The organism is Pseudomonas sp. PDM14, from assembly GCF_014851905.1.
Taxonomy (GTDB): Bacteria; Pseudomonadota; Gammaproteobacteria; order Pseudomonadales; family Pseudomonadaceae; genus Aquipseudomonas.
In genome coordinates this window covers 303,675-322,795 of sequence record NZ_JACVAQ010000001.1, presented here as the reverse complement: position 1 = coordinate 322,795, position 19,121 = coordinate 303,675, and the positions used below count along the sequence as shown (strand labels likewise).

The following is a 19,121-nucleotide window of genomic DNA, read 5'->3' as shown; positions in this document are numbered from 1 at the left end:
TATTCGTATGAAAACCGCACAAGAAATGAAGCCCAACAGTGTGGCCCTGATCGACGGTCAACCTTGGCTGATCCAGAAAGCCGAGTTCACCAAGTCCGGTCGTAACAGCGCCATCGTGAAGATGAAGTTGAAGAACCTGATCAACGGTTCCAAGACCGAAACCGTCTACAAAGCTGACGACAAGATGGAGCCGGTAATCCTTGAGCGCAAGGAAGTGACCCTGTCCTACATCAGCGGCACCGACTACGTCTTCATGGACCCGGAGTTCAACTCCTACGAGCTGCGCGCCGACGACCTGGAAAGCGTTCTGCCGTTCATCGAAGAAGGCATGACCGACGTCTGCGAAGCCGTGTTCTTCGAAGGCAAAGTGATCTCCGTCGACCTGCCGACCACCATCGTTCGCCAGATCGCCTACACCGAAGGTTCCGCCCGCGGCGATACCTCCGGCAAGGTCATGAAGCCGGCCAAGCTGAGCAACGGTACCGAAGTCAAGGTTGCAGACTTCTGCAACATCGACGACTGGATCGAGATCGACACCCGCGACGGTTCCTACAAAGGCCGTACCCAGGCGCCGCAGGCTTAAGCCTCCCGTCTGCACCGCGTGTGACAAGAAGCCCGGCCTTAGCGCCGGGCTTTTTCATGGCTGTGAATTAGACAGTGGCGGCATGCGCGAGGCCGGAGGGTGCGCACCGAGACCTGCACCGGAGCAAGCGCGTAGCGCTCTTTGGAACTCCCGCGCCACGCGGCACGCGCAATACCTGATAGCCGCACAGCTTGTTCAGCTCAGCTGCCGACCGGCAGGCGCTGGTGCAGGGCCTGGTCCCAGGGCGGCGGGTGGCCGAAGCGTTCGCTGAGAAAGGCCAGCAGCAAGCGCACCCGCGGGCTGGTTTCCCGCTCCAGGCGCAGGGCGTAGATGCTGCTGGGCTCCACGGCGGGCAGGCCGTTGTCGCAGAACAGCGGCTGCAGCTCGCCGCGCAGCAGGTACTCGCTGGCCAGCCAGGTCGGCAGGTGAGCGATGCCCAGGCCGTTGAGCACGCCGTAGAGCAGGGTTTCGCAGTTGTTGCTGGTCATGCGCAGGCGACCGGGGCGGTGCAGCTGCAGTTTGCCCTCGCGGGCGAAGCGCCAGGCGTAAGCGGGCGCCAAGGTGTCCCAGTCGAGGCCGTCATGGCCGTTCAGTTCCTGCGGGTTCATTGGCGTGCCACGCTGGCGCAGGTAGCTCGGGCTGGCGCAGGCGATGCGCATCATCGAGGCCAGCGGCGTGGCGACCAGGCGACTGTCGCCGAGCGGGCCGATGCGGATCACCACGTCGACTTCGCCCAAGTGCTCGCCATCCAGGTCGATGAAGCTGTCGATCAGCCGCAGCTGCACGTCGAGGCCGGGGTTGGCGGCGAGAAAGTCGGCGATTGCCGGCGCCAGGTGGCGGCGGCCGAACGGCGTGGGCGCATCGATGCGAATCAGCCCCTCCTGAGCGCTGCTCAGCGACACGGCCTCGGCGCGGGCCAGGCGCAGCTCATCGAGCACCCGGCGGCTGCGTTCGGCGAAGGCGATACCGGCTGGCGTGGCGCGTACCGCGTGGGTGCTGCGCAGAAACAGGCTGACGCCGAGGGCCTGCTCCAGGCTGTCCATGCGCCGTGCAACGGCAGACGGGGTGAGCTGGTGCAGGCGGGCGGCGGCGGAGAAACTGCCGCTTTCCAGCACGCTGAGGAAGAGGTCGAGCTGGGAGCTGAGCTGGGTGGGGTTCATCACGGCTTTCTGTGCGGATTTGGCACAGCCATTGTGCATGTTTGTGCGTTTCCGTTCCAAGCGCTGCTCACTAGCATGGCGGCTCCAGATTTAGGGAGGATGCATGCTGTTAACCGAGGTACTGATCAACATCGGCCTGGGCTTGTGCCTGGGCACCATCGGCGGGCTGTTCGGCATTGGCGGCGGGCTGATCGCCATCCCCATCCTCGGCGTGCTGTTCGGCCTCGACCAGCACGTGGCCCAGGGCACGGCGCTGGTCATGGTGGTGCCGAACGTGATGCTCGCGCTGTGGCGCTACAACCAGCGCAACCGCATCAACTGGCGCTGGGGCGGCGTGCTGGCGATTGCCGGCTTCTGCTGGGCAGTGGCCGGGGCGAGCGTGGCGGCCAATCTGCCGGCCGACGTGATGCGCTACCTGTTCGTTGCCTTCCTCGCCGCACTGATCACCTACAACCTCTGGCGCCTGTATCAACCGCTGAGCGTGCAGCGCGAGATGCGGGCGCCGCGTGCGAGCCAGCTGGCGCTGCTGGGAACGTTCTCGGGCATCGCTGGCGGGCTGTTCGGCGTCGGTGGCGCGGTGGTCGCCACGCCGGTGCTGACCAGCGTGTTCGGTCTCACCCAGGTGACGGCGCAGGGCCTGGCGCTGGCGATGGCATTGCCGAGCACCGGCGCGACACTGGCCACCTTCGCCTTCCACGATCAGGTGGCCTGGGGCATGGGCCTGGCGCTGTCGTGTGGTGGCCTGATCAGCATCAGCTGGGGCGTGCGCATTGCCCACTCCTTGCCGGATCGCCTGCTGCGCATGCTGTTTTGCGGATTCATGGCCCTGTGTGCGCTGGGCCTGGCGCTTACCTGAGGCTAGAGGCGGAAACCTTCGACGATGTGCTCGGCGAGGGTTTCGGTGACCTGCGACTGGCTGCCGGAATTGCGCAGCAGGACGATGCTGGTCATCGGCAGGGTCGGCAACCCTTCGGCCTCACCGAGAATGCGCATGTCCGGGGTGATCAGGCTCTGCAGCTGCGCGGTCACGGCCAGGCCCGCGCTGACCACGGCGAAGATCGCCGCCAGGCTCGGGCTGGTATAGGCGATGCGGTATTCGCGCTCCATGGCGTCCAGCGCGTTGCAGGCCCAGGCGCGGCAGAAACAGTCGGCGTTGAACATGGCCAGCGGGATCGGCGTCTGCTCGTGCGGGCTGAAGCCGATGGCTTCGGCCCAGACGAAGCGCTCCTGGCGCAGCAGCTGGCCGATCTCCTTGCCCGGCTCGCGGGTGACGATGGTCAGGTCGAGGTCCTGGCGCTGCAGCAGCTGGTACGACGGCTCGCAGTGCAACTCTACCTGCACCAGCGGAAAGGCCTGGGCGAAGCGCGCAAGAATGCCCGGCATGAAACGCATCACGTAGTCGTCCGGTGTGCCGATGCGCACCGAGCCGACCATGTGCGGCTCGCGCAGGGTGTTGAACACTTCGCCATGCAGCTTGAGGATGCGCCGCGCATAACCGAGCAGCACCTGGCCTTCCGCAGTGAGGCGCACCTGGCGACCGTCACGCTGGAACAGCGAGCGCTGCAGCACGTCTTCTTCCAGACGCTTCATTTGCATGCTGATCGCCGACTGGGTGCGGTTGACCGCTTCCGCTGCGCGGGTGAAACCGCCCAGATCAGCGATGGCGACGAAGCTGCGCAGCAGCTCGGTGTCGATGCTCGGATAATTGGCCATTGATCAATCTCTAAGATGTCTGGCATAAGAAACATTCGTTGGATTGATCATAAGCCCGGCGTGACACTGGCGCCAACCCACAGGGAGGGCGTCACGATGAAACGTCAACAAGGTTATGCCATCGCGCATTCGGCAGCGGGCTCGCAGCTGCACTTCAGCACCATTCACAAGGCTGTCGCGGCCGCCGTCAGACAACTGCGGCGCTGGTGGCAACTGGCGCAGCAGCGGCACCGGCTGGCGCTGCTCGACGAGCACGCACTGAAGGACATCGGCATTACTCGTGCCGAAGCCGAGCAGGAGGCACAGCGGCCGTTCTGGGACGAGCCGAACTCATAAGAACAGCTTCAGGATTGACGATGACTGCCGCAATAAAGGTGTTGCCATGAGCGTCGCGCGCAAAGGCGCCGACGGGTTTCTGTTCCAGATCATGTTGCTGCTCTGCGCCATCTGGGGCTTGCAGCAGGTGGCGATCAAGGTCGCCGCGCCGGATGTCGCGCCGTTGCTGCAGGTGGCGCTGCGCTCGGGTATCGCCGCGTTGCTGGTTGGCCTGCTGATACTCTGGCAACGCAGCTGGCAGGACTGGATCGGCTGTACCTGGCGCGGTGGCCTGCTCGCCGGCGTGCTGTTCGGCCTGGAGTTCTTCTTCATCGCCCGTGGCCTGCAGTACACCTCGGCCTCGCACATGGCGGTGTTCCTCTACACCGCGCCGATCTTCTCCGCACTCGGCCTGCACCTGCTGTTGCCGAGCGAGCGCCTGCGCGCTTTGCAGTGGCTGGGTATCGGCCTGTGCTTCGGCGGCATCGCCGTGGCGTTCGGCGCCGGCATGAACTGGGCGAACATGAACCGCCAGGTGTTGCTCGGCGATGCCCTGGGCCTGGCCGGTGGCATGGCCTGGGGCGCGACCACCGTGGTGGTGCGCAGCTCGCGCCTGTCCGAGGCGCCACCGACGCTGACGCTGTTCTACCAGCTCGGCGTATCCTTCGTGCTGTTGCTCGGCTACGTGCTGCTCAGCGGGCCGCTGGCGCCGGTGCGCTGGACGCCGCTCGCCATCGGCAGCGTGCTGGTGCAGGGCATCGTGGTGTCGTTCCTCAGCTACCTCGCCTGGTTCTGGCTACTGCGCCGCTACCTGGCGTCGAACATGGCGGTGCTGTCGTTCATGACCCCGCTGTTCGGCGTGACCTTCGGCGTGCTGTTGCTCGACGAACCGCTGAGCCTGAATTTCGTCATCGGCGCTGTGCTGGTGCTGCTCGGCATCATGCTGGTGAGCAACCATGCGTGGGTGCGCAAGCGTCTGCACAGATGGCGCCTGGCCGCGCAGCGTTGAGGTGATGAGCACAGGGGCGGTGGTGGGCGTGCCGCTATCGGGCAGCGAATCGCCGCGCCGCTTTGCTAGCATCGCAGCATGAGCCTTTCTCTCTCCCTTGCCGAAGCCCGTCGCCTGGCCCTCAGTGCCCAGGGCTTCGTCCGTGCGCCGCAGGCACCTGCCAGTGCGCGCCAGGTACGTGGACAGATCGAGCGCCTCGGCGTGCTGCAGATCGATTCGGTCAACGCCCTGGTGCGCTCGCACTACCTGCCGGCCTTCTCCCGTCTCGGTGACTATGACGTCGGCGTGCTTGACGAACTGGCCTGGGGCAAACCGCGCCGCCGCGCGCTGTTCGAGTACTGGGGGCACGAGGCGTCGTTGCTGCCACTCGACCTCTACCCGCTGCTGCGCTGGCGCATGCGTCGCGCGGCGGATGGTCAGGGCATCTACCGCCAGCTCGCCGAGTTCGGCCGTCAACAGCGCGACGTTATCGCCCGTGTGCTGCAGGCGGTGCGCGAGCAGGGCGCGCTGGGCGCTGGCAGCCTGAGTACCCGCACCGAACGCGCCGGACCCTGGTGGGACTGGAGCGCGGAGAAGCACGCGCTGGAGTGGCTGTTTGCCGCGGGCGAGGTGACGGTTTCCGGAAGACGCGGTTTCGAGCGCCTGTACGACCTGCCGCAGCGGGTGATTCCGGCGGCGCAGTTCGAGCATGCCGAGCTGGACGAGGCCGAGGCGCAGCGCCGCCTGCTGCTGCGCTCGGCCGAGGCGCTGGGCGTGGCCACGGCGCGCGACCTGCGCGATTACTTTCGCCTGGAGGTCGGCGATACGCGCCTGCGTCTGGCCGAGCTGGTAGACGCGGGCGAATTGCTGCCGGTGCAGGTCGAGGGCTGGAAGCAGCCGGCCTATTGCCGGGGCGAGCCACGCATTCCACGCTGGTGCCGGAGCAGCGCGTTGCTGTCGCCCTTCGATTCATTGATCTGGGAGCGCGAGCGCACCGAGCGGCTGTTCGGCTTCCGCTATCGCCTGGAGATCTACACCCCGGCACACAAGCGCGTGTACGGCTACTACGTGCTGCCGTTCCTGCATGGCGAGCGCCTGCTGGCGCGGGTCGACCTACGCAGCGAACGCGCCCATGGGCGGCTGGCGGTGCATGCGCTGCACGAAGAGGCGGCGGGGCTGGACGAGGAGGCGCTGGCGGCGCTGGCCGGGCAGTTGCAGCGGCTGGCCGCATGGCTGGGCTTGCCACAGGTGCAGCTCAATTGCCCATCCGCGCTGGGCAAGCGCTTGCGGCCATTGCTGCTGTAAAAGCCAGTAAGCCGGCTCTTGCAGCTCCGTGCATTCACAGACAGCAGAACGGGGCCTAAGCCCCGTTCTTTTTGCTTACTTGCCGGCGGCGATGCGCTGGCGGATGTGGGCGGCGCGGTCGGCCGAGCCCGGGTGCGAGTCGAACATGCTGCTGTCGCCGCCACCCTGCTGCGCCAGTTTGTCGAAGGCGCTGGCCAGGCCTTCGCGCGGGATGCCGCGCTGGGTCAGCAGCTCGAAGGAGAAGTCGTCGGCGGCGGTTTCCTGGGACTGCGAGAACTGCGCGTTGACCAGCGCCTCGCCGAGTTCGCCGATCTGTGAGCTGGACAGTGCGGACACCGCGCTGTTGCCCGAGGAGGCGGCGACGTTGCGCGCTGCCGACGTGGCGTAGGCGGTCTGCATGGCCTTCTTGGTGTGGCCGAGGGCGACGTGGCCCATTTCGTGGCCGAGCACGCCTTCCACTTCGTTGTCGTTCATCAGGTCCATCAGGCCGCTGTACACGCGCACGCAGCCGTTGGCCATGGCCCAGGCATTGACCTCGTCGGTGAGGTACACCTCGTAGTTCACCGGCGTGCCGTTGACCTGGCTGCCGAGGTTGGCGGCGATGGTGTTCAGGCGCTTGCGGTACGGGCTGTCGGCCTGGGCGATGGGGGCTTCGGCGTCCATCTGCTGGCAGGCTTCATCGGCCATGGTCTTGACCTGGGCGTCGCTGAGGGTGACGGCCTGCATGGCCATCATGCCGTTCTGCAGCACCGAGTCGGCGCTCATGTTCTGGCAACCGGTGAGCAGGGAGGCGAGGGCGAAAGCGCAAAGCGGGTACTGCAGTTTCATGGTTATCGTCCTTGAACGTGGGGCAACGGGTGGCCGTATCCGGCCGGGGCGGCATTGTCGGCGATAGCGGCGGGGTGGGGCGTGAAGTGGGTCGCAGTCCCGGGCGGCCCGTCTGCCCCGCTGGGCGACGGGCTTGCGCGGCTAACGACCGAACAGCGGACGGAAGAACGAGCGTTCGTAGCTGAGGATGCAGCGGGTTTCTTCGGCATAGCGGAAGGCGGCCTGGCATTCGGCGTCTTCCATCGACTGCTGCCGGTAGCGCTCGTACTCGGCCAGGCTGGGGAAGGTGAACAGGGCCAGGGCGATGTCGTTGGCGCCCTCGGACGGCAGGAAGTAGCCGTGGTGTTGGCCGCCGAACTTCTCCACCAGGGGAATCCACAGTTTGCCGTAGTGCTCGAATTCCTTGAGCTTGTAGGGATCGATGACGTATTTCAGGTAGCAGGTGACCACGGTGTTCTCCCTGGCGTGACGGCTCGTGAAAGCGAGGCCTTGCGGCCCCGCTGCGGTGTTTCGATCAGGTCCTGGCCTGCTTCAGCGTCTCGGCGATCATGAAGGCCAGCTCCAGGGATTGGTCGGCGTTCATCCGCGGGTCGCAGTGGGTGTGGTAGCGATCCGACAGGCCATCCTCGGTGATCGGCCGCGAGCCGCCGATGCACTCGGTGACGTTCTGCCCGGTCATCTCGATATGGATGCCGCCGGCGTAGGTGCCCTCGGCCTGGTGCACCTGGAAGAACTGTTTCACTTCGCTGAGGATCTGCGCGAAGTCGCGGGTCTTGTAGCCGCTGGAGGCCTTGATGGTGTTGCCGTGCATGGGGTCGGAACTCCACAGCACCTGGCGGCCTTCGCTGGCGACCTTGCGCAGCAGGCGCGGGAAGTTGGCCTCGACCTTGTCGGCGCCCATGCGCACGATCAGGTTGAGGCGGCCCGGGTCGTTGTCCGGGTTGAGGATGTCGATCAGGCGGATCAGCTCGTCCGGGTCCATGCTCGGGCCGACCTTGACCCCGATCGGGTTCTCCACGCCACGCAGGAACTCGACGTGGGCGCCGTCGAGCTGACGGGTGCGGTCGCCGATCCACAGCATGTGCGCGGAGCAGTCGTACCAGCGGCCGGTGAGGCTGTCCTTGCGCACGAAGGCCTGTTCGTAACCGAGCAGCAGCGCTTCGTGGGCGGTGAAGAAATTGGTTTCACGCACTTGCGAGGCGCTGTCCATGCCGCAGGCGCGCATGAAGGCCAGGGTTTCGTCGATGCGGTCGGCCAGCTGGCTGTACTTCTCGCCCAGCGCCGAGTTGGCGATGAAGTCGAGGTTCCACTGGTGCACCTGGTGCAGGTCGGCGAAACCGCCCTGGGCGAAGGCGCGCAGCAGGTTGAGGCTGGCGGTAGCCTGGTGGTAGGCCTGCAGCAGGCGGTCCGGGTCCGGCACGCGGCTCTTCTCGTCGAAGCCGATGCCGTTGACGATGTCGCCGCGGTAGGCCGGCAGGGTCACGCCGTCGATGGTTTCGTCATTGGCCGAGCGCGGCTTGGCGAACTGGCCGGCCATGCGCCCGACCTTGACCACCGGGCAGCCGGCGGCAAAGGTCATGACGATGGCCATCTGCAGCAGCACCTTGAAGGTGTCGCGGATCTTCAGCGTGGAGAACTCGGCGAAGCTCTCGGCGCAGTCGCCACCCTGGAGGAGAAATGCACGGCCCTGGGTGACCTCGGCGAACTGGCGGCGCAGCTCGCGGGCCTCGCCGGCGAACACCAGCGGCGGGTAGCCGGCCAGGGTCTGTTCGACGCGCTGCAGGTGGGCGAGGTCGGGGTAGATGGGTTGTTGCTGGATCGGCTTGCTTCTCCAGCTTTCGGGGCTCCAGGCGTGCGACATCGGGGTTCTCGGCTATCGGCTGATTCAGGCTGCGGGCATGTTACTCCCGCAGACGGTGCTTCGGTAAGCCGATGGCCGCGATAGAGCCGCTGCATGCCACGATGGAGCAAGCCCACGATCAGCGATGCCGAGAGGCTCGGGGCGATTATCTAATGCTCCGCTCTTCCACCAATGGCCTCGCCTGGTGGATCGGTGAAGCGCGATCCACTCTACGGATCAGGTGCGCGGCAGCACGTCCTGGCTGGCGAGAAAGCGGCCGAAGCCCTGCTGCTTGCCTAGCGCGTCCGGGTACTCGCTGCCACGGCGGTAGGCGATGCGGCCATTGATCAGAGTGGCGTCCACCGCCGCGTCGTTGCGCTTGACCACCCGTACCAGGCCGAGCACTTCCATCGGTGCCTCGCTCGTGTCGTCGAGTTCATCCGTGAGCCCCTCGGGATTGACGATCACCAAGTCGGCGCGATCGCCGACGCGGATGTAGCCGGCGTCGACGCCGATGAAGTCGGCCAGCTCGCCGCTGCAGCGGCGCACCGCCTGGCCCAGTTCCATGAACGGGGTGCCGGCCAGCTGCGCATCACGCACGTACTTGAGGAAGCGCAGCGGGAAGTTGTACTGGGCGATGGAGCGCAGGTGCGCGCCGGAGTCGGCGAAGCCCGGTTGGGTCCAGGGGCTGGACAGCAGCTTGTGCATCACCGGCAGGCGCTGGTTGCCGTAGCAGGTGGTCCACTTCAGCGCCTCGCGGTACTGGCAGGCCAGCTCGAAGTAGGCGTCCACCGCATCCAGGCCACGGCTCTCGCCGAGCTGCTTGAAGTTCTTGCCGACCAGGCTGGCGTCCGGACACTCGGTCACCCAGCAGTCGGAGAAGTCGCGGTGCCACAGGCCCTTGGTGAGGATGGCCTTGACCTGCTTCTTGAACAGGGCGCGGAACTCCGGTTCCAGCACCTTGGCGTACAGCTCGTCCGGGTCCTTGATGTTGCGCAGGATCTCGCCCGCCCCGAACTCCTCGAACGCGTTCACGTTGAGCCCTTCCAGGCGCAGGGTGAACGGCGCCGGCAGGGTCTGCCAGCGGAAGTTGCCGCGCAGCACGCGGTTGGCCAGCCAGCCGGAGAAACGGGTGAAGCGGTGCAGCAACGGCTGCGACTTGAGGTCGAGGGCGGTCAGCATCGAGCACTTGAGCGGGGTGCGCAGCCAGCCGTGGGCCTGCCAGAGGAAGGCGAACACGTTGACCTTGGTCACCGCGTTCGGCGCGCCCTGCATCACTGCGCCACGTCGGCGGAGGATGGCGAACAGGCGGGAGAACTCCTTCCAGCTGGCGAAGGTCGAGGGCAGTGGGCTGGACCAGGCGCGGTCGCCGTCCATCTTGTCCAGGCGCGTGGTCATCACCGACAGGCCGATGCAGCCGGCATCCAGTGCTTCTTCCAGCAATTGTTCCATGCGTTGCAGTTCGGCCTCGGTTGGCACCACGTCCTGGGTGGCGCGCTCCAGGCCCATCACCGCCACGCGCAGCTCGGAGTGGCCGAGGAACGAGCTGACGTTGGGGCCCAGCGCCAGCTGGTCGTAGAAGGCGCGGTAGCCGGCGGCGTCGCGCCAGGTCTTCTTCTCCTGCAGGATCGGCAGCACGTATTCGCGCGGCACGGCCTCGACACGGGTGAACAGGTCCGAGCAATCCTCGGCATCGGCCAGCACCATGCTGATCGAGCAGGAGCCGATGGTGACGCTGGTCACGCCGTGGCGTACCGACTCCTTCAGCGCCGGGGCGGCGATCACCTCGGCGTCGTAGTGCGAGTGGATTTCCAGAAAGCCCGGCGTGACCCACTTGCCGGCGGCGTCCAGCACCTCGGCGCAGCCGCTCTCGTCCAGCGGGCTGAGGCTGACCGCGTCGATGCGCCCGGCCTTGACGCCGATATGGCGCAGCTCGCCCGCAGCACCGCTGCCATCGAAATAGAGGCCGTTCTTGATGATGATGTCGTAGCTCATACCAGGCTCCAGGGGGCTGTAGGCCGTTGAAAAACTACCTGCGTTGCCATCGCGGCGTTAAAAGCAGGCTCAAAGTGCTCATTTACAGCTCGTAAACTCCGCCTTTTCGCCTGCTTTTGCCTTGCGCTGGCTGCCTCGCTAACGTTTTTCAAGGGCCTACCAACAGCAGCGTGCCGGTGATCAACAGCAGGGCATAGATGGCGATGCGGAAATGGCGCTCGTCGATGCGCCGGTGCAGGCGTTCGCCGAGCCACACGCCGACCAGCAGCAGTGGCGCATACAGCAGCACCTGCGGCAGCGCCGGGACCAGGCGGCCGTCGAGCAGGAAGGCCAGGGTCAGCAGGCTGTTGAGGCTGAACCAGACGCTGACCAGGGTGGCGCGCAGGCGTGCCTTGTCCAGGGTCGTGGTGGCCAGGGCGAACACCAGCAGCGGCCCGCCGGATGCGAACAGGCCGTGGCAGATGCCGGCGGCGGTGGTGGCCAGGCGCATCACCCAGTTCGGCGTGTGTTCGCGCGCTGGCGCCTTGCGCTGCAGGCGCCACAGCTCGCGGCCAGCGAACCAGAGGATGAGCACGCCGAAGCCGCGCTTCAGCGACACCTCGTCCAGGTACGGCAGCAGCAGATAACCGGCCAGGGTGCCGATGGCCATGCCCGGCAGGATCATGCCCAGTAGCAGGCGGCGGTCGATCAGGCGCCAGTGGCGGCTGACCAGGAAGCCGGTCATGCAGATGTTCAGCGGCACCAGCACCGGCAGCAACTGGTCGATGGGCAGCAGCAGGGCGCCGAGTGACAGGGCGATGACGATGCTGCCGAAGCCGGTGATGGCCTCCAGGGTGTAGGCCAGCAGGATGAAGGCGCCCAAGGCGTAGGTGGTCGCGCTCATGGGATGTTCTGCTGTGTTGTAGGCGCGGGCAGTTCGCCCGCGAAGCGGCGGCTCATCTGCCGGTAGTAGAAGGCCGGGGCGATGCGCCAGAGCAGGCTGGCCGCCCAGCTGCCGCGATCCGGGAACAGCCGTTGCTGGCGGCGCTTGAGGGCGTCGAGCAGCTGTTCGGCCATGTGGGCGGCGGAGCGCACGGTGCCGATGGTCGAGCGCGCGTGGCCAGCCGGTTTGCCATCGGCGCCGAGGGCGTTGCGGTCGATGGCGGTGTCGAGAAAGCTCGGGTAGACCATCAGCAGGTGGATGCCGTCTTGGGCGACTTCCCCACGCAGCACCTCGAAGGCCTGGCTCAGGGCACTCTTCGCCGCGCAATAGCCGGCGCGTCCGAGCACCGGCATCCAGCCGGCCATGGAACCGATCGCGGCGACCTGGCCACGGCTTTCGCGCAGCAGCGGCAGGGCGCTGAGGGTCAACTCCAGCGGCGCGTGGTAATCCACCGCCATGACCTTGCGCAGTACCGCCGGGTTGGTGTGCACGGTCGGCGAGCGGTGGGTGATGCCGGCATTGTTGATCAATACGTCGAGGCGGCCGAAACGCCGGCGGCAGGCGGTCAGCAGATCGTGGTGCAGGCTCGGTTCGCAGATGTTGCCGGCAATCGCCAAGACCCGGTTCGGGTCAAGTTCGGCAGCGCGGGCGCTGAGGCCGGCGGCGTCGATGTCGGTGAGCAGCAGGTGATCACCGCGTGCATGGCAGGCCTGTGCGAGGTGCCAGCCGAGGCCGCTGGCGGCGCCGGTGATAAGGACGACGCGCATTCAGTGGATTCCTTGGTTCAGGGTAACGGCGGCCGGCTCGCGTGGTGCCCGGCGTGACCAGTACAGGGCCAGCAAGAGGCCCGAGATCAGCTGCCAGCAGCCCCAGAAGGCGGCGATCAGCAGCATGCCGCCGGCCTGCGGGAAGAAGGTGAAGATCAGCGCCATGCCCAGTGCCGAGTTGTGGATGCCGGTTTCCAGGGTCACTGCGCGCACGTCGGCATCCGGCAGGCGCCACAGGCGGGCGCAGGCGTAGCCAAGCAGCAGGGCCATGCTGTTGAGCGTGACCACCAGCCAGAAGAACAGGTGGAAGTGTTCGGCGAACTGCTCGAGGTTCTTGCTCAGCGCGCCGCCGACGAAGGCCAGCATCACGATCAGGGAAAAGGTCCGCAGTGGCTTTTCCAGGCGCCGCGCCAGTTGTGGCCGCGCCTTGCCGAAGAACATGCCGGCCAGCATCGGCAACACCAGTACCAGCACCACCATGGCCAGCAGCTGCAGCGGGTCGATGCTGATCTCGGTAAGTAGCGCACGGGTCTGTGGGTTGAGCCCGGCGTACAGGGCGAAGTTGAGCGGAGTGAAGATGCCGGCGGTGAGGCTCGACACCGCGGTGACACTGGCGGACACGGCGACGTTGCCGCGGCCGAGCCAGGTCATGATGTTGGAGAAGGTGCCGCTGGGGCAGGTGGCGACCAGGATCATGCCCAGCGCCAGCTCGGGGTCGATGGGCAGGGCGATGGTCAGCAGGCAGGTACTGGCCGGGAGCAGCACGAACTGCACGAGCATGCCGATCAGCGGTGCCTTGGGCGTGCGCAGAATGCGGCGGAAGTCGTCGGCGCGCAGCTCCAGGGACACGCCGAACATCATCAGGGCGATGATGGCGTTGAGGGCGATCATCGCGCTCGGGGAAAACTCCAGATTAACGGCTGGCATCGAGGTGCTCCTTCGCCGCCAGTGGCGCCGGGTCGGCGAGGTCGCGCTGCAACGCAGCGATGTGCTGGTTTACCGCGCGGCGGTAGCTGTCTTTGTGTACGTAATAGGCCATGCGCGTCAGTGGCAGGTAGGCGTAGCCGCCGTCCAGGCGCTGACTGGCACGTTCGCGCACCTGCTGGCGGAACTGCACAGCGCTGGGGTGGCCCTCACGCTGGCGGCGGATGCACAGGGCGACCAATTCGGCTTGCTCCGCGCGGCCTTGCCAGCCGAGTCCGGAGGCTTCGACCATGCCGAGCATGAACAGGTCGTCGTGCTGTGGGTGGAACACGTTGAGGTACAGCTGCGGCGCGCCGGCGCTGTCTGGCCAGCTCAGCTCGCTGCGGTCGATGAAGGGGTAGTCGAGCTTATAGCCGGTGGCCTGCAGGATCAGATCGTACTCGCCCTGGCTGCCGTCGGCGAAGGTCACCTGACGACCGTCGACTGCGGCGATATCGCCACGCGCCTGGATATCGCCGTGGCCGAGGTGGTGCAGCACCAGCGAGTTCATCACCGGGTGCGCCTCGTACAGGCGGTAGTCCGGGTCGGGCAGGCCGTACTGCGACGGCTTGCCGACCAGCGCGCGCACCAGCAGGCCATCGACCAGCTGCTTGAGCCGGCGCGGCAGCTTCACCGCGCCACCGAAGGTATCGGTCGGCTTGCCGAGGATGTACTTGGGCAGGAAGTGATAGCCACGGCGCACCGACAGGTCGACCGAGCGGGCGCGGTGCACGGCGTCGACGGCGATGTCGCAGGCCGAGTTGCCGCAGCCGACCACCAGCACGCGCTTGTCGGCGAACAGCGCGGCGTCCTTGTAGGCCGCCGAATGCAGCAGCTCGCCGGTGAAGCTGCCGGGCAGCGCGGGCTGGTTGGGCGTGTGCAGGGTGCCGGTGGCGATCAGCACGCCATCGAACTGCCACTCGCGCTGCACGCCGTCGCGCTCGCTGACCAGGCGCCAGCCCTTGTCCAGACGCTCCAGGCGCAGGACGCGGGTGTTGAAGTGAAAGTGCTGGCGCAGGCCGAAGCGGCTGGCGTAGTCACGGAAGTACTGGCCGACCAGACGCTGCGGCGGGTAGGCCGGCGTGCTGGCGGGCATGGGGAATTCGCTGAACTCGGTGGTGCTTTTGGAGGAGATCAGGTGTGCCGACTGGTACATCGTGCTGTACGGGTTGTCGATGTCCCAGAGGCCACCGACATCGCCATGCAGCTCGAAGCCGACGAAGGCGATACCATGGCGTTGTAACTGACGGGCAGCGGCCAGCCCCATTGGGCCGGCTCCGATAATGGCGTGCATGCAGGCATCTCGTGTGTGGGTTCTGCCGCCTCACCGCGCGCTGGCGTGCGGCACCGTGGTAAAAGGTGCCTGGCTGACGCTGCGCTGGGCAGAGAACCTCTGTTATGTGAGTGCCAGCATAGGTATTCGCCATGCTGCCGTAATGGCTCAATCAGGACCTTCGCCGGTTAATTCAGGACCATGAGCACGACCCCTTCCGTCACCGTTCACTATGCCCAGGCCATTCTCCAGGCGGCCGAGCGCCTCGGCCTTGCGCTGCCGGACGCGGTCCGCGAACTCGGCGGCCAGCCGCGTATCGCCCTGGTGCAGCAGGAGGCGTTGTGGCAGTCGTTCTGCGACGCTGCCCAGGACCCGCTGATCGGTCTGCGTCTGGGCTGTGCCCTGCAGGTCGGCCATCTGGACATGGTCGGCGCGCTGCTGATGAGTTGCGAGACGGTCGGCGAGGCACTGGAGGCGTTGCTCGAGTACTACCCGATCGTCGGCGACGGCGGCGAGTTCGGCCTGCGCCACGAGGCCGGACAGGTGCTGGTGACGTACCAGCCGCACTATCAGGTCTGCCAGACCGAGCGGGTCGAGGCGGTAATGGCCAGCCTGCTCTCGCTGTCGCGCTGGATCACCGGCAACAAGGTGCACCCGGCGCTGCGCCTGGCCCATGCCGCGCGTGGCGCCGAGGCCGACTACCGGGCCTTGCTCGATTGCCCGCTGCATTTCGCCAGCGGGCAGAACGCCTTGCTGTTCGACGAGGAGGAGCTGCGGGTGCCGCTGATCCAGGCCAACGCGCTGATGCGCGAACACCTGCGCGGCCTTGCCGACAGCCTGCTCGAGCGCCTCGGCACGCAGAGCCTGAGTGCCCGCGTGCAGCAGCTGCTGCGCAGCCAGCCGCGCTGGGGCAAGGAACGCATCGCCGAACAGCTCGACCTCAGCGGCCGTCACCTCAACCGCAAGCTGGCGGAGGAGGGCACCAGTTTCAAGCTGCTGCGCGAGCAGGTGCTGTACCAGATGGCCGAGCAACTGCTGGGCGATTCGCCGCGCTTGAGCGAGGTGGCCGAGCGCCTCGGCTTCTCCGACGAGAGTGCGTTCGCCAAGGCTTTTCGCCGCTGGAGCGGCATGACACCCGGACAGTTTCGCCAGGGGCGCAACCATGAGTGACCTGCAGGAAGAGCGTCTGCTTGAGGAAGTGCGCGACGCCTATGGCCTGGTGCGCGTGCTGGAAGTGGGCGACTACCGTTTTCTCGAATTCGGCGAGGCGATCGAGCAGAGCTGCGTGTTCACCCGCGACCCGAGCTGGCTGGAGTACGACTACACCCGCGCCATGCTGGTCGGCGCGCTGTGCCACTCGGCACCGGAGAGCGCGCTGTTCCTCGGTCTCGGTGCGGGCAACCTGACCCAGGCCTGCCTGAGCTTCTTGCCGCTGGAGGATGTCGAGGTGATCGAGCTGCGCCCGGACGTGCCGCGCCTGGCCATGCAGTACCTCGGCCTGACCGACGACCCGCGGCTGACCATTCGTATCGGCGATGCCCTGGAGCTGCTCGACAGCGCCGAGTCGGCCGACCTGATCTTCGTCGACCTGTATACCGACACCGGCCCGGCCGTCGGCCACCTGGCCTGGAAGTTCCTTGAGAACTGCCAGCAGCGCCTCAACCCCGGCGGTTGGCTGGTGATCAACCAGTGGGGCACCGACGACGGCAAGCCACTCGGTGCTGCGCTGCTGCGCGGCCTGTACCACCGCCATTACTGGGAAATTCCGGTGAAGGAGGGCAACGTCATCCTGCTGGTGCCGGCCGATCTCGATCAGCAGCTCGATCACGATGCCGTCGAGGCGCGTGCCGAAGCCCTGGCGCCGCGTCTGCGCTATTCGCTGCAGTCGCTGCTGGATGTGATTCGTCCGGCCAGTTAGACCACAGCGTAGGCGCACATCGGCGGGGGCGGGATGGCGGCGGGGCAAATCTGCCGTTCGGCCGCTCGTGGCAAAAACCCGCCCCTGGGTCAGCTTTTTCCTGTATGCTTCGCGCCCGGCCAAAACCGGCCCGTTCAAGTTGTGCAAATTCAGGAAGCGCTGGCTTCCGCTGTTTGTCCGCTCAGCGGCTAATCGTTACGTTTCATCCATTCAGTCTTCGCAAAACCCCGCCACTTGGCTGCCAGGGTGACCCTTATGGGTCCTACATGGCATGTGCAGCCTTGGAACTTGGGTCTTGCGGATGCACCTAGAGGCAGACCCATGACCCAGGAAACCGGCACTTTTGCCGAGCTCGGCCTTCATCCCTCTGTACTTGCCGCAATCAGCGCGGTGGGATACGAAGAGCCATCCCCGATTCAATCCCAGTCGATCCCGGTAATCCTTGCCGGCCACGACATGATTGGCCAGGCGCAGACCGGCACCGGCAAGACCGCTGCCTTCGCCCTGCCAATCCTGTCCAAGATCGACCCGGCCAAGCGTGAGCCGCAGGCGCTGATCCTCGCGCCGACTCGCGAACTGGCCCTGCAAGTCGCCACCGCGTTCGAAACCTACGCCAAGCAGATGCCCGGCCTCAATGTGGTCGCCGTTTACGGCGGCGCGCCGATGGGCCCGCAGCTCAAGGCCATCCGCATGGGTGCCCAGGTCATCGTCGCTACGCCGGGTCGTCTGGTCGACCACCTGAGCCGCAACGATCAACTGCTGTCGACCATCAGCCATCTGGTGCTGGACGAAGCCGACGAAATGCTCAAGCTGGGCTTCATGGACGACCTGGAAGTGATCTTCCAGGCCATGCCGGCTGCCCGCCAGAGCGTGCTGTTCTCCGCGACCCTGCCGGCCTCGATCCGTGGTATCGCCGAGAAGCACCTGCGCGAGCCGAAGCACGTCAAGATCGCCGCCAAGACCCAGACCGTCTCGCTGATCGAGCAGGCGCACCTGATGGTCCACGCCGACCAGAAAGTCGCTGCCGTATCGCGCCTGCTGGAAGTCGAAGAGTTCGACGCCCTGATCGCCTTCGTGCGCACCAAGCAAGCTACCCTGGACCTGGCGTCGGCCCTGGAAGCCAAGGGCTACAAGGTTGCCGCGCTGAACGGTGACATCGCGCAGAACCAGCGCGAGCGCGTCATCGAGTCGCTGAAGGATGGCCGCCTGGACATCGTCGTCGCTACCGACGTCGCCGCCCGTGGTATCGACGTACCGCGCATCACCCACGTGCTCAACGTGGACATGCCGTACGACCCGGAATCCTACGTGCACCGCATCGGCCGTACTGGCCGTGCCGGCCGCGTTGGCCGTGCGCTGCTGCTGGTTACCCCGCGCGAGCGCCGCATGTTGCAGGTGATCGAGCGCGTCACCGGGCAGAAAGTGGCTGAAGTACGCTTGCCGAACGCCCAGCAAGTGCTGGACGCGCGCATCAAGAAGCTGACCAACAGCCTGTCGCCGCTGGTTGCCGACGCCGAAGCCAGTCATGGCGAGCTGCTCGACCGTCTGGTTGCCGACATCGGTTGCAGCCCGCGCGCCCTGGCCGCGGCCCTGCTGCGCAAGGCCACCAATGGTCAGTCGCTGAACCTGGCCGACGTCGAGCGCGAGCAGCCGCTGGTGCCGACCGTCAGCGCACCGCGCGAGCGTCGTGAGCGTGATGGCGAGCGCAGTGGCGAGTTCACCCCGCGCGAGCGTCGTGCGCCGGTGCCGCTGGCCGAAGGCCGCGCCCGTTGCCGCACTGCCCTGGGTACTCGCGACGGCATCGCTGCGAAGAACCTGCTGGGCGCCATCCTCAACGAGGGCGGCCTGCAGCGTGAAGCCATCGGTCGCATCCAGATCCGCGAAACCTTCAGCCTGATCGAACTGCCGGAAGAGGGTCTCGACCGCCTGCTCGGCAAGCTGAAAGACACCCGCGTTGCTGGCAAGGCCCTGAAGCTGCGTCGTTATCGCGAGGATTGATCCCGCTGGATCAAACCTCGTGACATGAAAAAGCCCCGCTCATGCGGGGCTTTTTCATGCCTGGGATTAAGGCGCTCGGTGCCGGTCAAGCAGCACGGCCACTATAGCCAGGATGATGGCCAGGCTGTAGGCGAACAGGCCCAGGTTGATGCCGAAGATCATCTTCTCCGAGCCATCGGAGAGCACCATGGATCCGTCATAGCCGTGACGCAGGACATAGGCGAACAGGAAGCCACCCGTGACGAACAGGGTCAGCAGGCTGCTCAGGCGAATTTCGTTCCGCAGCCAGACCAGCCACAGGCTGAAGGCGCCCAGCGCACAGTTGGTCGCCAGCTGCCAGACCTCGTGCAGGCGCGCGTGGCCGGTCCATTGCGGGTTGAACACGTGGCTGGCGTTGATCTCGAAGATTGGCACCACGACGGCATAAAAGGCGATACCGACGGTGACCAGGAGTTTGGCGAGCATGCAACGGTCCTTGTTGGGGAGGGTGTCGCTACTCTAACGGCTGGCTTGGCAACGCGCAGCGCGATTCCTCTGATCCGTGTGTTCGTGC

General features: G+C 66.3%; 19 protein-coding genes. 8 read left to right on the top strand and 11 right to left on the bottom strand.

All coding sequences use genetic code 11. The features are described from left to right. Positions 1–7 precede the first annotated feature (7 nt). Entirely contained in the window at positions 8–583 is a 576-nt protein-coding gene (locus IB229_RS01380; protein ID WP_192324220.1) for an elongation factor P, read from the top strand. 200 nt (positions 584–783) lie between these two features. On the opposite strand, the gene IB229_RS01375 is transcribed toward IB229_RS01380, so the two are convergent. Next, on the bottom strand, positions 784–1,743 hold the full coding sequence (locus tag IB229_RS01375; protein WP_192329178.1) for a LysR family transcriptional regulator: 960 nt from the start codon (positions 1,741–1,743) through the stop codon (positions 784–786). A 103-nt stretch (positions 1,744–1,846) separates the two neighbouring features. Between IB229_RS01375 and IB229_RS01370 the strand changes: the two genes are divergently transcribed. Beyond that, entirely contained in the window at positions 1,847–2,599 is a 753-nt protein-coding gene (locus tag IB229_RS01370) for a sulfite exporter TauE/SafE family protein (RefSeq protein ID WP_192324218.1), read from the top strand. A gap of 2 nt (positions 2,600–2,601) precedes the next feature. Here IB229_RS01370 and IB229_RS01365 read toward each other — a convergent pair whose 3' ends face one another. Next, positions 2,602–3,456, bottom strand: coding sequence for a LysR family transcriptional regulator (locus IB229_RS01365; protein WP_192324215.1), 855 nt, complete (start codon positions 3,454–3,456; stop codon positions 2,602–2,604). A gap of 96 nt (positions 3,457–3,552) precedes the next feature. Between IB229_RS01365 and IB229_RS01360 the strand changes: the two genes are divergently transcribed. The 3 genes from IB229_RS01360 (at position 3,553) to IB229_RS01350 (ending at position 6,064) form a co-directional block, all read left to right on the top strand. Continuing rightward, positions 3,553–3,792 (top strand): DUF1127 domain-containing protein, encoded by a 240-nt coding sequence (locus IB229_RS01360; protein WP_192324213.1) that lies wholly within the window; start codon positions 3,553–3,555, stop codon positions 3,790–3,792. 46 nt (positions 3,793–3,838) lie between these two features. Continuing rightward, complete coding sequence (locus tag IB229_RS01355) at positions 3,839–4,780, top strand: DMT family transporter (RefSeq protein WP_192324211.1); 942 nt, start codon at positions 3,839–3,841, stop codon at positions 4,778–4,780. A gap of 78 nt (positions 4,781–4,858) precedes the next feature. After that, positions 4,859–6,064: a winged helix-turn-helix domain-containing protein gene (locus tag IB229_RS01350; protein ID WP_192324209.1), complete on the top strand. Its 1,206-nt coding sequence runs from the start codon at positions 4,859–4,861 to the stop codon at positions 6,062–6,064. Between the two features lie 75 nt (positions 6,065–6,139). On the opposite strand, the gene IB229_RS01345 is transcribed toward IB229_RS01350, so the two are convergent. The 8 genes from IB229_RS01345 to IB229_RS01310 form a co-directional block, all read right to left on the bottom strand. Beyond that, complete coding sequence (locus IB229_RS01345) at positions 6,140–6,892, bottom strand: M48 family metallopeptidase (protein WP_192324207.1); 753 nt, start codon at positions 6,890–6,892, stop codon at positions 6,140–6,142. Between the two features lie 141 nt (positions 6,893–7,033). Then, positions 7,034–7,342, bottom strand: a complete 309-nt coding sequence (locus tag IB229_RS01340; RefSeq protein ID WP_192324205.1) for an NIPSNAP family protein — start codon at positions 7,340–7,342, stop codon at positions 7,034–7,036. 64 nt (positions 7,343–7,406) lie between these two features. Continuing rightward, positions 7,407–8,753 (bottom strand): class II 3-deoxy-7-phosphoheptulonate synthase, encoded by a 1,347-nt coding sequence (locus IB229_RS01335; protein WP_192324203.1) that lies wholly within the window; start codon positions 8,751–8,753, stop codon positions 7,407–7,409. Positions 8,754–8,969: 216 nt separating this feature from the next. Beyond that, on the bottom strand, positions 8,970–10,727 hold the full coding sequence (locus IB229_RS01330) for an N-acyl-D-amino-acid deacylase family protein (protein WP_192324200.1): 1,758 nt from the start codon (positions 10,725–10,727) through the stop codon (positions 8,970–8,972). A 148-nt stretch (positions 10,728–10,875) separates the two neighbouring features. After that, positions 10,876–11,610 carry a sulfite exporter TauE/SafE family protein gene (locus tag IB229_RS01325; RefSeq protein ID WP_192324198.1) on the bottom strand — a complete coding sequence of 245 codons (735 nt, stop codon included), beginning with the start codon at positions 11,608–11,610 and terminating at the stop codon, positions 10,876–10,878. After that, positions 11,607–12,416 carry an SDR family NAD(P)-dependent oxidoreductase gene (locus IB229_RS01320; RefSeq protein ID WP_192324196.1) on the bottom strand — a complete coding sequence of 270 codons (810 nt, stop codon included), beginning with the start codon at positions 12,414–12,416 and terminating at the stop codon, positions 11,607–11,609. The genes IB229_RS01325 and IB229_RS01320 overlap by 4 nt, the downstream gene beginning before the upstream one ends. Beyond that, on the bottom strand, positions 12,417–13,343 hold the full coding sequence (locus IB229_RS01315; RefSeq protein WP_192324194.1) for a bile acid:sodium symporter family protein: 927 nt from the start codon (positions 13,341–13,343) through the stop codon (positions 12,417–12,419). Continuing rightward, complete coding sequence (locus IB229_RS01310) at positions 13,330–14,673, bottom strand: flavin-containing monooxygenase (protein WP_192324192.1); 1,344 nt, start codon at positions 14,671–14,673, stop codon at positions 13,330–13,332. The genes IB229_RS01315 and IB229_RS01310 overlap by 14 nt, the downstream gene beginning before the upstream one ends. A gap of 180 nt (positions 14,674–14,853) precedes the next feature. Between IB229_RS01310 and IB229_RS01305 the strand changes: the two genes are divergently transcribed. The 3 genes from IB229_RS01305 (at position 14,854) to IB229_RS01295 (ending at position 18,568) form a co-directional block, all read left to right on the top strand. Beyond that, positions 14,854–15,822 carry an AraC family transcriptional regulator gene (locus IB229_RS01305; RefSeq protein ID WP_192324190.1) on the top strand — a complete coding sequence of 323 codons (969 nt, stop codon included), beginning with the start codon at positions 14,854–14,856 and terminating at the stop codon, positions 15,820–15,822. Further along, positions 15,815–16,570, top strand: coding sequence for a spermidine synthase (locus IB229_RS01300; protein ID WP_192324188.1), 756 nt, complete (start codon positions 15,815–15,817; stop codon positions 16,568–16,570). Before IB229_RS01305 ends, IB229_RS01300 begins: the two co-directional genes overlap by 8 nt. 321 nt (positions 16,571–16,891) lie before the next feature. After that, complete coding sequence (locus IB229_RS01295) at positions 16,892–18,568, top strand: DEAD/DEAH box helicase (protein ID WP_192324186.1); 1,677 nt, start codon at positions 16,892–16,894, stop codon at positions 18,566–18,568. Between the two features lie 66 nt (positions 18,569–18,634). On the opposite strand, the gene IB229_RS01290 is transcribed toward IB229_RS01295, so the two are convergent. Then, positions 18,635–19,033 (bottom strand): hypothetical protein, encoded by a 399-nt coding sequence (locus IB229_RS01290; RefSeq protein ID WP_192324184.1) that lies wholly within the window; start codon positions 19,031–19,033, stop codon positions 18,635–18,637. Between the last annotated feature and the right edge of the window lie 88 nt (positions 19,034–19,121).